This window comes from Providencia rettgeri, from assembly GCF_041075285.1.
Classification (GTDB): Bacteria; Pseudomonadota; Gammaproteobacteria; order Enterobacterales; family Enterobacteriaceae; genus Providencia; species Providencia rettgeri_G.
Genome location: NZ_CP163512.1, coordinates 69,566 through 82,460, shown reverse-complemented (window position 1 = coordinate 82,460; position 12,895 = coordinate 69,566). Strand labels below are relative to the sequence as shown.

11 protein-coding genes are annotated in these 12,895 nt (G+C 41.6%); 9 read left to right on the top strand and 2 right to left on the bottom strand.

The genetic code is table 11. The annotated features are described in order from the left end of the window. Positions 1-195: 195 nt before the first annotated feature. Together tig and bolA are read right to left on the bottom strand one after the other, a co-directional pair. Positions 196-1,500, bottom strand: coding sequence for a trigger factor (gene tig / locus AB6N04_RS00345; RefSeq protein ID WP_369309983.1), 1,305 nt, complete (start codon positions 1,498-1,500; stop codon positions 196-198). Between the two features lie 352 nt (positions 1,501-1,852). Next, on the bottom strand, positions 1,853-2,191 hold the full coding sequence (bolA, locus tag AB6N04_RS00340) for a transcriptional regulator BolA (protein WP_369309982.1): 339 nt from the start codon (positions 2,189-2,191) through the stop codon (positions 1,853-1,855). Positions 2,192-2,517: 326 nt separating this feature from the next. Here bolA and AB6N04_RS00335 point away from each other — a divergent pair, with 326 nt between their 5' ends. The 9 genes from AB6N04_RS00335 to AB6N04_RS00295 all read left to right on the top strand — a co-directional run bounded on the left by AB6N04_RS00335 (position 2,518) and on the right by AB6N04_RS00295 (position 12,715). Next, entirely contained in the window at positions 2,518-3,099 is a 582-nt protein-coding gene (locus tag AB6N04_RS00335) for a YajG family lipoprotein (protein ID WP_369309981.1), read from the top strand. A gap of 119 nt (positions 3,100-3,218) precedes the next feature. Beyond that, positions 3,219-4,721 (top strand): muropeptide MFS transporter AmpG, encoded by a 1,503-nt coding sequence (gene ampG / locus AB6N04_RS00330; protein ID WP_369309980.1) that lies wholly within the window; start codon positions 3,219-3,221, stop codon positions 4,719-4,721. Positions 4,722-4,993: 272 nt separating this feature from the next. Next, on the top strand, positions 4,994-5,764 hold the full coding sequence (locus tag AB6N04_RS00325) for an outer membrane protein OmpK (RefSeq protein WP_369309979.1): 771 nt from the start codon (positions 4,994-4,996) through the stop codon (positions 5,762-5,764). A gap of 425 nt (positions 5,765-6,189) precedes the next feature. Then, positions 6,190-7,140, top strand: a complete 951-nt coding sequence (gene cyoA, locus AB6N04_RS00320; RefSeq protein ID WP_369309978.1) for a cytochrome o ubiquinol oxidase subunit II — start codon at positions 6,190-6,192, stop codon at positions 7,138-7,140. Positions 7,141-7,144: 4 nt separating this feature from the next. After that, on the top strand, positions 7,145-9,136 hold the full coding sequence (gene cyoB, locus AB6N04_RS00315; protein WP_369309977.1) for a cytochrome o ubiquinol oxidase subunit I: 1,992 nt from the start codon (positions 7,145-7,147) through the stop codon (positions 9,134-9,136). After that, positions 9,126-9,740, top strand: a complete 615-nt coding sequence (locus AB6N04_RS00310; RefSeq protein WP_369309976.1) for a cytochrome o ubiquinol oxidase subunit III — start codon at positions 9,126-9,128, stop codon at positions 9,738-9,740. Before cyoB ends, AB6N04_RS00310 begins: the two co-directional genes overlap by 11 nt. Beyond that, on the top strand, positions 9,741-10,073 hold the full coding sequence (locus tag AB6N04_RS00305; RefSeq protein WP_042846921.1) for a cytochrome o ubiquinol oxidase subunit IV: 333 nt from the start codon (positions 9,741-9,743) through the stop codon (positions 10,071-10,073). Between the two features lie 12 nt (positions 10,074-10,085). Continuing rightward, a complete protein-coding gene (gene cyoE, locus AB6N04_RS00300; RefSeq protein WP_369309975.1) occupies positions 10,086-10,973 on the top strand; it encodes a heme o synthase in 888 nt (295 codons plus the stop codon). Positions 10,974-11,347: 374 nt separating this feature from the next. Next, on the top strand, positions 11,348-12,715 hold the full coding sequence (locus AB6N04_RS00295; protein WP_369309974.1) for an MFS transporter: 1,368 nt from the start codon (positions 11,348-11,350) through the stop codon (positions 12,713-12,715). The last annotated feature ends 180 nt before the right edge of the window (positions 12,716-12,895 follow it).

Sequence of the window (12,895 nt, the reverse complement as noted above, 5' to 3'; positions counted from 1 at the left end):
TTCTAAACTAGTTCAAATTACAAGCAAAACTCAATACATGCTAGTTGAAATCTACAGATATCATTAGGGTTTAAATGTGAATTTCAAGGTCTCCCATCTTAATTCATACATAAAACCATTATTTAAAAGCGTTAATTGCAAAAAAACCCGCAGTAAAACACCACGGGTTTTTTATTTTGTACAGCAAGAAATAAATTAACCAGCTTGAACTTGGTTCATTAGCTCGGTGAAATTAGTTTCTTTTTCAGTCACTTTAGCAACAGCCAGAATAGTTTCAACAGCTTGTTCTTCTAACGCTAAGTTACGGACGCTGTTCATCAACTCTTCATTTTTACTGTAGTATTCGATAACTTCAGCAGGATCTTCATACGCAGATGCCATTTCTTCGATCAGCGCTTTAACGCGATCTTCGTCCGCTTTCAGTTCGTTTTTGTTGATCACTTCACCTAACAGCAGGCCGATAACAACACGACGTTTTGCTTGTTCTTCAAACAGTTCACGTGGTAATTCCATCGCTTGCTGTTCGTTGCCACCAAAACGCTGTGCCGCTTGACGACGCAGAACATCGATTTCACCATCAACAACCGCCGTTGGAACTTCGATGTCGTTCGCTTTGATCAGACCATCAAGAACTTGTGCTTTAACACGGTTACGAACTGCATTTTTCAGCTCACGTTCCATGTTTTTACGCACTTCAGCACGCAGACCGTCTAAAGTACCATCAGCGATACCGAAACGCTTGATAAATTCTTCAGTGAATTCTGGCAGTTCACGTTGTTCTACTTTCTTCAGAACGATAGCGAATTTCGCCGCTTTACCTTTCAGGTTTTCCGCGTGGTAATCTTCCGGGAAGTTAACTTCGATATCGAATTCTTCACCCGCTTTATGACCAACAACGCCTTCTTCAAAGCCTGGGATCATACGGCCTTCGCCCATCACTAATGCGAAATCTTCTGCTTTACCACCTTCAAACTCTTCACCGTCGATAGACCCTGTGAAGTTGATAGTGATGCGTGAATCAGCTGCTGCTGCCGCGTCAACTTCTTTCCACTCAGCTTGTTGTTTACGCAGAGTTTCTAACATGTTTTCCAGGTCTTCGTCTTTCACCGAAACCACAGGTTTTTCAACTTCGATAGTGTCCAAACCGGTTAATTCGATTTCTGGGTAAACTTCAAACTCAACCGCGTAAACGAAATCTTTACCCTCTTCCAGTTGCTCTGGCTTATAGCTAGGTGCGCCAGCTGGGTTGATTTTGTTTTCAATGATTGCATTGATGAAGTTACGTTGCATCACATCGCCCAGAACGTCTTGCATTACAGACGCACCATAACGTTGTTTAACGATGTTCATTGGTACTTTCCCTTTACGGAAACCATCAACACGTACTTTCTTAGCAACGCTAACCAGCTCGCTATTTACTGCTTTTTCAATATCAGTGGCAGGAACGGTGATTGTTACACGACGCCCAAGGCCTTGAGTCGTTTCAACAGAAACTTGCATCTTCTTACCTCAAAATAAATCTTAGTGATCGGTCTACTCCAGAGTTATGCCATCAAACAATTAATGGCGTTCTCCCTTCCAGAACCGGGGGCGTTACTTTCGCAACGGTCAATCCCTGATATCAGAAGCGTCCCGAAACCTTACTGAAAATTAGACGCAGCATTATACCGATGCCAACGCCCTGAGTCGAGAAAAGCTGAGAAAAGAAGCGATTTTTCCTCTTTATTTGTGACTTTTCTGACTAAAATTTGTATTTCTTCCGCTAAATTGAAGAAAAAATATCCAGCAAGCTCGTTTTGAGCTCGACAGATAATGCCAATAATCACCAATAAAGGTCAATTGGCGGTATAAATTAGCGGTTAGCACCACCAACGCCACGACAAGCGGGTGATTTTAAGGTTGTATCCGCCAGCTCATTCCACTCTTTCGGTGTATAGGTATGCAGTGCCAGCGCATGAATGCCCCCCGCTAATTCATCCGCTAAAATAGCATAAATTTCACGGTGACGAGCAAGCATTCGTTTATTTTCAAATCTGTCAGTGACTAAAATGACTTTGAAATGACTTTCTGAACCCGGTAACACATTGTGTTGATAGCTTTCATTAATGACATCCAAGTGATCAGGTTCAAAAGCATCTTGCAATTTTTGGCTCACACGAGACTGCATACTTTTCGATGCATTAGTGACCATAAAATACTCCTTAAATTAGCGAATCGCTCTAGGGGCGGTTTATCTTTGCTGCTGATTTTTACAACTCAAAAAGATAAAAAACAGCCCCTAGTATTGATAAGTTCAGTAAACTATATTGCACGTCTCGATTATTGCTATCTTCTTTATTATAGGAATATCCGATAATGACTTAGCAATGTTATGATATCGACACGTTAGTGCGAATTTTTTCAAAAATTGTTGTCTAATAGTTCAGGATAATTTAGCCACTGGATTTTTTATCGTGTGGCGGCTACCCGCACCATAACGAAACATTTTCAATTAGGAAAGATGAACTGGAAAAAATTATGTTAAGAAAACTGTGTTTTCCACTTTTTGCGTTGTTTTTACTTGCCGGTTGTGCAACTAGCAGCAACACACTCTCACTTGAGCCAAAAATTGCTTTGCCAGCCAAAAATCCAACACTGAATGCAACCTCAATTAGTGTTAGTAGCGTAGATAACCGCGCGAACAAATCACTCGCAGAAGTCAATCGCAATGGTAAACTCGTAGTATTAAATCCATCTCGTGATCCCCGCTATTTAATGCAAGAAGCTGTAGAAAAACAGATGGCAGCACGCGGCTTTATGGTCACGTCTCCCGCCAACGTTAATCTTGTTGTGCAATTGAACAAATTAGACACGAAAGTAGCTGAAGGCAGTTTACGCCATAACATTACTGTTAATTCTAGTGTGAGTATTACTGCAACTGCGCCAAATGGCTCAACAAAAACGCGTTCATTCACCCGCAATTTCAATACACAAGAATTGTTAGCAGCGAATAATGAAAAAATTCAGGCTGCAATTAACAGTGCATTATCCGATTTAATTGCTGACATGGCGTCCGACCAAGAAATCACCGATTTTATCAGACAAAATTCACGCTATTAAGCGAGCGAATACCATCATTTCGTATTAAGCTATCCAAGTTAATACTTGGATAGCGTTATGCAGCCAATCCTTTTGCGGCGCTATGTTGCAGTAAAATCACCTTAGGCTTAGAGGGAATAATGCCTCGTTTCACACTACCGAATAATATTACCTTAATCCTTTTAGGCTTCGTTTCAGGGTTACCTTTAGCGTTGACTGCTGGGACTTTACAGGCTTGGCTAACAGTTGAAAACGTTGATATCAAAACAATCGGTTTCTTTTCCTTGGTCGGCCAAGCTTATGTTTTGAAGTTTTTATGGTCACCCATGATGGATCGCTACACGCCCCCTTTCCTAGGGCGTCGTAGAGGATGGCTTTTAACCACGCAAATTCTTCTGATTATCAGTATTGCGGCAATGGGGTTTATGAGCCCTTCTGAACATTTATGGTATCTCGCCGCATTAGCCGTCACCGTCGCATTTTGCTCTGCATCTCAAGATATTGTATTTGATGCCTATAAAACTGACTTATTAAGTGCAAAAGAGCGAGGAATAGGGGCGGCAACCTCAGTGATGGGTTACCGGATCAGTATGTTAGTCTCTGGTGGCTTAGCGCTTTGGCTTGCCGATAAGTTCCTGACATGGAAACAGCTTTATCTTCTTATGGCAGGGTTAATGATCATCGGCGTTATCGCCACTTTACTTGCTAAAGAGCCTGAAGAAAACAGCACCCCACCCGCCTCATTAAAACAAGCTATCTATGAACCCTTAGCTGAGTTTTTTAGCCGCAACAACGCATGGCTCGTCCTATTATTATTAGTGTTTTATAAATTGGGTGATGCCTTTGTTATGGCGCTCAATACCAACTTTTTACTTAATGCTCTGGGCTTTAGTCTTAGCGAAGTCGGCACAGTCAACAAAACCGTCGGTATGGCGGCAACTATTATTGGGGCGCTGTTTGGTGGTTATCTCATGAAAAACATGAGTCTATTTAAAGCGCTGCTAACATTTGGCATTTTACAAGGCGTTTCCAATATTGGTTACTGGTTTCTTGCCGTAACACCACCACATATTATTACCATGGGCTCTATTATTTTTCTGGAAAATATTTTTTCTGGAATGGGTACTGCCGCGTTTGTCGCACTCTTAATGACACTATGTAATAAGTCACTATCTGCCACTCAATTTGCCCTGCTTTCTGCGCTTTCAGCAGTTGGACGAGTATATATTGGCCCCGTTGCCAGCATTTTTGTTAGTCATTATGGCTGGCCAATGTTTTACTTAATCTCTATTGGTGTTGCAGCTCCTGGGATCTTGCTGTTATTAGCCTGTCGAAGCTCTTTGCTCTACACGCAAGCCACTGGGCTGTTCGAGCGCCGTGAATTATACAAAAATGGCTACCGCTTTGCCGTTTATGCGCTGCTTGCTGCAGTGATTTGCCTAGCAATTTGGTTATTTTCACTATTGGCACTTTCATTTAGTGGTATGAAAATATACTTATTCACCACGCAAATTGAATTCTGGCTAGCTATCCCAAGTTATCTAAATATTTTGTTTAATACAGGGATCAGCATTGGCGCCATCAGCTTAATTATCGGTGGTAGTTTAGATTTCCTCGCTGTTCGTCAAACCGTCAAACAATAACAAACGTTCCTTTTTAACTTTTCTATTTAATTGATTCCCTAAGGTTAACTTATTACTTTAGGGAATCTGATCATTTGAATAAAATCATCTCTTAACATACAACCCCCTCAAACTTCTTTTTGATCGTGATTGCGATCACTCATTCAATGAAAAATATTTCTTAATTGCAATTTTAAAGTCTAATATATCACGAGTTAAAGACTGGTTAGATAACACGTTAACGAATAGTGCACTACTCAATTCCATTAATTAATTAACGAAAATAATCTATTATGAAAAAACTCCTTTGTATTGCCGCCTTAGCTTCTGTGGCAGGTACGGCATATTCTGATGATCTTTTAGGCTATCAAAATGGTTTTGCTGATATCAATATTAACTATTTAGATTGGTCACATCGCACTGAGACCAAAACGGAGAAAACAACTCGTAAGAAAGATTTTGCCTATGTTGAATTAGAAGGTGGGGCTAATTTTAATTGGGGTGAACTATACGGTTTCTTTGATATAGAAAACCCGCTCCATACACAACATACCGATTCTGGACGAAATAAACGCTATACCATCAAAACGACGGGTCGTTTTTATTTAGGTGATACTGGTTTTAATCTGTACGGTCATGTTTACGGTACTTGGTCATTGCCAGGAACAAAATATGGCGGTAATTTCCATGATGTAAATACATTATATGGTATCGGTTATAACACTGCCTTTGGTGATCTGTGGTTTAAGCCTTTTGTTGCTTTAAACTACACTGACCAAACATTCTATTCTGGCAACAATGGTTATGTTGCAGGATGGGTTGCAGGTTACAATTTCAGCGCATTTGAAGAAAACTTCATGATCACTAACTGGCATGAAATGGAGTTTGCACGTAATAAACGTTACAACGGTGGTAAGCGAGATGGTATTAATGGCGCTTTGGCTTTTTGGTGGAATGCAACACCTCATTTCGCTGCGGGGGTACAATATCGCTATGCTGACAATAAATTAGGCGATACTTTTTATCAAGACGCAATCATTTATACATTAAAGTATACCTTCTAATGCATGATTAAAAATTGTTGAGCAATTTATTAATTTTCTTTTTAAATCAAATTAATAATAATTTTTCTTAACAATTTTACCGGTAAAGCCACTCAAATGGCTTTATCGGTAGAAAAAACGTAGTTTCACCTACCACATTACTTACCAATCATATCAGTTTTGTCTTTTTTCCACTTATTTTGTATATATTTTTCTTTGAAAAATTACTAAGATAATCTAGTATTAAAGGAGTTTTATCAATATATACTTATAATCAGTATCAATTTTAACTTTTTGTTTATAACCTCTTTACATGTGATCATATTAACATAAAGAGCTAACAATTCTGCTTCTTTGCCTTACAATCATTTACACTCGCATAACCTTACCGTAAAATGCCCGCACTGATGAAACGACAATTAGAATCTTGTCATTTGGGGTCGTGGATGAGACTTATGAACTACAAAAAAAGTATCGGAGCAATCTCACTGGTTGTAGCAGCCTTATTATTAGGCGGTTGCGATATGGTGTTGATGGATCCAAAAGGCGCCGTCGGCGTAAAACAAAAAGAGCTAATTCTTATTGCAATTGGCTTAATGCTACTTGTTGTTATTCCTGTTATTTTTATGGCGATTATCTTTGCCAGAAAATATCGTGAATCCAACACGTCTGCTACTTACCGTCCAAACTGGGCTCACTCAAATAAAATTGAGTTAGTCTGCTGGACTGTTCCTATCATCATTATCATCATTCTGGGTGCTATTACTTGGAAGACGACACATGAGCTGGATCCCTATCAGCCATTAGTCAGTGATCAGGAACCTGTCACTATCGAAGTTATTTCGGCTGACTGGAAATGGATCTTTATCTATCCAGAGCAAGGCATTGCGACAGTTAACGAAATCGCATTCCCTACCGGGGTGCCAGTTAACTTCAAAATCACGTCTGATTCGGTGATGAACTCGTTCTTCATTCCATCTTTGGGTGGCCAAATCTACGCGATGGCGGGTATGCAAACTAAACTTCACTTAATCGCGAATGAACCAGGTACATACAAAGGCTTCTCTGCAAGCTACAGTGGCCATGGCTTCTCTGATATGAAGTTCAATGCGATTGCGACCCCTGACCGCCAAGGCTTTGATGAGTGGGTACAAAAGGTAAAAGCGTCTCCTAAAACAATGGATACCATGCAGGCATTTGACGAAGTCGCTAAGCCAAGCATGAACGTTCCTGTTACCTACTTCTCTAGCGTGAAACCTAACCTTTACAACGATATCGTTCTGAAGTTTGGTCATGAGCACCATAAAGGTCACGCTCCTGTAGATACCCAAGAAGCATCTACAGGTCATTCTATGCATATGAGCCATAACGCTCATGCAGCAGGCGCTGAGGAATAAGGGCATGTTCGGAAAATTAACACTAGATGCAATTCCACTCCATGAGCCGATCATTGTTGTCACACTGATTGCTATTGTCCTTGGTGGACTAGCTTTGCTCGGTGCTATCACCTATTTCGGTAAATGGAAATGGCTGTGGAAAGAGTGGTTAACCTCGGTTGACCATAAAAAAATTGGTGTCATGTACATCATTGTTGCGATGGTCATGTTATTCCGTGGCTTCGCAGATGCAATCATGATGCGTGGTCAGCAAGTACTTGCTTCTGCTGGCCAAGAGGGCTTCTTAAACCCTCATCACTATGACCAAATCTTTACTGCTCATGGCGTTATCATGATTTTCTTCATGGCAACTCCGTTTGTTGTTGGTCTGATGAACCTCGTTGTACCTCTGCAAATTGGTGCACGCGATGTTGCCTTCCCATTCCTTAACTCATTGAGCTTCTGGTTCTTTGTCGTTGGTGTTGTCTTAATCAACATCTCTTTAGGGGTCGGTGAATTCGCGCAAACAGGTTGGTTAGCATATCCGCCACTATCGGGCTTGGAATATAATCCGGGAGTCGGGGTCGATTATTGGCTCTGGAGTCTCCAGATATCCGGTATTGGTACGTTATTAACAGGGGTTAACTTCATCGCTACTATTATCCGTATGCGTACGCCGGGTATGTCGATGATGAAAATGCCTGTATTCAGCTGGGCTGCGTTATGTACTAACGTATTGATTGTTGCTGCTTTCCCTATCTTAACTGTGACTCTGACACTTCTGACGTTAGATCGTTATTTAGGTACCCATTTCTTCACTAACGATATGGGTGGCAACATGATGATGTACATCAACCTGATTTGGGCATGGGGTCACCCAGAGGTGTATATCCTTGTTCTGCCAGTGTTCGGTGTCTTCTCTGAAGTGGCAGCGACTTTCTCGAAAAAACGTTTATTCGGTTATACCTCATTAGTTTGGGCGACAATCGTTATCACCGTCATGTCCTTCATCGTATGGCTGCACCACTTCTTTACGATGGGTTCAGGCGCGAACGTGAATGCTTTCTTCGGTATCGCCACTATGATTATTGCAATCCCAACAGGGGTTAAGATCTTCAACTGGCTGTTTACTATGTACCAAGGTCGCATCGAGTTTAAAACACCGATGTTGTGGACTGTCGGCTTCATCATCACTTTCTCTGTCGGTGGTATGACTGGTGTTCTGTTAGCCGTACCGGGTGCGAACTTTGTTCTGCACAACAGCTTATTCCTGATTGCTCACTTCCATAACGTTATCATTGGTGGTGTGGTATTCGGGTGTTTCGCGGGTATGACTTACTGGTTCCCGAAAGCTTATGGCTTTACGCTAAATGAGAAATGGGGTGTCCGTGCATTCTGGTTCTGGATCATCGGTTTCTTCTTAGCCTTCATGCCATTATACATTCTGGGCTTTATGGGTATGACTCGTCGTTTAAGCCAGAATATTGACCCTACTTACCACACAATGTTAGTGGTTGCTGCCGGCGGTGCTGCGTTAATCGCTATCGGTATTGCATGCCAAGTTATCCAAATCATTGTGAGTATTCGTGACCGTCATGAAAACCGTGATTTAACTGGGGATCCATGGGGTGGTCGTACACTTGAGTGGGCAACTTCTTCACCACCACCATTCTATAACTTTGCGATTGAACCACACGTTCAAACTCGTGATGCATGGTGGGATCTGAAAGAAAAAGGTCTTGCTCATAAAAAACCTGCTTCATATGAAGAGATTCATATGCCGAAAAATACCGGCGCTGGCTTTATTATCGCCGCATTTAGCTTGGTTTTAGGTTTCGCAATGATCTGGCACATCTGGTGGATGGCAATCATTGGTTTCGGTGGAATGATCGTAACTTGGATTGCAAAAAGCTTCGACGAAGATGTTGATTACTACGTACCTGTGGCTGAAATCGAACAAATCGAGAATAAGCACTTTGAAGAATTACGTAAGGCAGGTGTGAACGATGTCAACTAATACAATGACTAACCCAAATATCGCCCATGCAGAGCATGGGCACCACGATGCAGGTGGCACAAAGGTATTCGGTTTCTGGCTCTATATCATGAGCGACTTGATCCTGTTTGCTTGTTTGTTTGCAACCTATGTTGTTTTGGCCGATGGAACTGCTGGCGGTCCTGCTGGTAAAGATATCTTCAGTCTGAAGTTCGTATTAGGCGAAACCTTCTTACTGTTAGTAAGTAGTATTACTTACGGCTTCGCAATGATTGCGATGCATAAAGGGAAAATCGGTGCAGTTAACTTATGGCTGTTCGCGACATTCCTGTTAGGTCTTGGCTTCGTTATCATGGAAGTTTATGAATTCCACGAATTGATTGCTGAAGGCTTTGGTCCTGACCGTAGTGGTTTCTTATCTGGCTTCTTTACACTGGTTGCAACGCACGGTCTGCACGTAACGGCGGGTCTAATTTGGATTGTTATCATGATGATCCAAGTCTCTCGTCGTGGTCTGACTGACGTGAATAAAACACGTTTAAGCTGCCTGAGCCTGTTCTGGCACTTCTTAGACGTAGTTTGGATCTGTGTATTTACCGTTGTTTATCTTCTGGGGGCTATTTAAATGAGTCATGCAAAAGATGCTCACACTGGAGCAAGCCACGGTAGCGTTAAGACATACCTGATTGGCTTTATTCTGTCAGTCATCCTTACGGTTATTCCGTTTTGGATGGTGATGGAAGGCACAGCGTCAACTTCAACCATTCTTTGGACTGTTGTTGGCATGGCAGTCGTGCAAATCTTGGTTCACTTAGTATGTTTCTTACATATGAATACCTCATCTGATGAGCGTTGGAACTTGGTTGCATTCCTGTTCACTATGCTTATTGTCGGCATCGTCGTTGTCGGCTCGCTGTGGATTATGTACAACCTGAACATCAATATGATGCTCGACTAAAGAGTTGCCGATATGTTTAAGCAATACCTGCAAGTGACCAAACCAGGAATTATATTCGGAAACTTGATTTCTGTGATCGGCGGTTTTCTTTTGGCTTCAAAAGGGTCAATTGATTACCCGCTGTTCGTTGCGACTTTGCTGGGTGTATCACTGGTCGTGGCTTCTGGTTGTGTTTTTAACAACTACATCGACCGTGATATCGACCGTATCATGGAAAGAACTAAGAATCGCCCTTTAGTGAAAGGGCTGATTGACCCGAAAGTTAGCCTGATTTACGCCGCTGCATTAGGTATTGCTGGTATGGTGCTGCTACTCGTAGCAGCCAATGCCTTGGCAATGCTACTTGCAGTTATCGGTTTCATTGTTTATGTGGGTGTTTATAGCCTGTATATGAAACGTAAGTCAGTCTATGGCACGCTAATTGGCAGCCTATCTGGCGCAGCGCCACCGGTTATCGGCTACTGTGCTGTCACCAACGAATTCGATACCGGGGCGCTGATCCTGCTATTGATTTTCAGTTTGTGGCAGATGCCTCACTCGTATGCCATTGCCATTTTTCGCTTTAAGGATTACAAAGCCGCCAACATTCCTGTGTTGCCGGTGATTAAAGGGATCTCTGTCGCTAAGACACATATTTTCCTGTACATCCTTGCGTTTATGGTTGCAACGTTAATGTTGGCTATCAGCGGATACGCAGGCTATAAGTATTTGGTCGTGGGCGCAGCAGTTAGTTTGTGGTGGCTGGGTATGGCGATTTCAGGTTTTAAAACTGAAAACGACGACCGAGTTTGGGCAAGAAAACTGTTCATTTTCTCAATCGTCGCAATTACGTCATTGAGTGTAATGATGTCAGTTGACCCAACAGTTTCAAGCGATACTGTTATAGCGCTCGTCAGATAGCGTTTCTGTTTACTGATGATAACAATGTCTATACGGCGGGCTTTCCCGCCGTTTTTATTTTATCTTTGGTTGCTTTTATAACTCACTTTTGTTTTTTCTACCTATCCTTATGAATCTATTTTATGGTTAAATAGCCGCTTACTATCTATAAGCTAGATATAAAATGCATCATTGAAAAGCACAACCTATTGAATTTAAATATTAAAAGTAAAACTCTACCCATAAAGATGCAAAATAGTTTTGCTGCAACATATAACGGATTTATTCAAAATAGTTCGAGTTGTAGCAAGGCGGCAAGTGAGACTAATGGAGCATGTGATTAGGGTTAGTAAGTGTAGCCAACACCGCTACAGCTCGAAATATGAAGAATAAAGATGAATGATAATAAAATGACATCCTCAGAGCTCAGATCCACTTGGGGGCTAGGTTCTGTATTCTCCTTGCGAATGCTTGGAATGTTTATGGTTTTACCTATTTTAACCAGCTACGGAATGCACTTACAGGGCGCAAATGAATTTTTAGTGGGTGTTGCCATTGGCATTTATGGGCTTAGCCAAGCGCTTTTTCAAGTTCCTTTTGGTCTGATGTCTGACAAAATCGGTCGTAAGCCTCTCATTGTTATCGGTTTAATCATTTTTATTATCGGTAGTATCGTTGCCGCGCTCAGTGACTCCATTTGGGGAATTATTATTGGTCGAGCACTGCAAGGGGCTGGGGCAATATCAGCTGCGGTGATGGCATTGCTATCCGATTTAACGCGTGAACAAAACCGTACTAAGGCGATGGCATTTCTTGGGATCAGCTTTGGATTAACTTTTGCGATTGCGCTCGTTTTAGGCCCAATTATTACTCATCTTATTGGTCTAAATGGTTTATTTTGGGGGATAGCTCTACTTGCGGCAGGTGCTATTGCATTAACTATTTTGGTTGTGCCAAACGCCAACACTCACGTATTAAACCGTGAGTCCGCTTTTGTACAAAGCAATTTAAAAACCGTTTTAACTCAGCCTCAATTACTCAAATTAAATATCGGTATCTTATGCTTGCATACTTTGCTGATGTCGAGCTTTGTTGCCTTACCCCTTATCATGACAAAAGCCGGTTTTCTCGCGCAAGATCACTGGAAAGCCTATTTAGTGACTATGTTAATTTCCTTTGTCGCTGTTTTGCCTTTTATTATTTATGCCGAAAAATACCGCAAAATGAAGCAGGTCTTCCTATTTTGCATCGCACTGTTAGCTATCGCAGAGATCACGTTATGGTTATCAGGTAATCAATTGTGGGTCATCATCCTTGGGCTACAGCTCTTTTTTATTGGCTTCAATATAATGGAAGCTATTTTGCCATCGTTAATCAGCAAAGAGGCCCCCGCAGGCTACAAAGGGACGGCGATGGGGGTGTATTCCACTAGTCAATTTCTTGGTGTTGCACTAGGAGGAATTGTCGGTGGATGGTTATATAACTTTGAAGGGGCAAATACCGTTTTTATTGGGGGCTTGATCCTGACAATTCTGTGGTTTGTCGTTAGCTTAACCATGAAACAACCGCCATATGTCAGCAGCATCCGCATCGAGTTACCTGCACACATGCAAAATATGCGCGCTTTAGAACAAATGCTGCGTGCGCAAAACGGGGTGATGGAAGCGTTAGTTGTTGACGAAGAATTAAGTGCTTACGTTAAAGTGGATCGGAAAGTGATTAACCGAGAACAACTTGAAGCCATGATCCGTAATATCCCATAGGTAAATATGCCCAAATCTGATAAAACTTGATCATATTGGGCATTATAAACAAGACATTCACGACCTTTTCAACGCAAAGAAGAATCTAGATTGATGTTAAACTTTCGACCGATTAATTTAACCTATAACTTTATAGAGTTATAACAATCATAAATATTACTGACCATTGCCATTTTTATT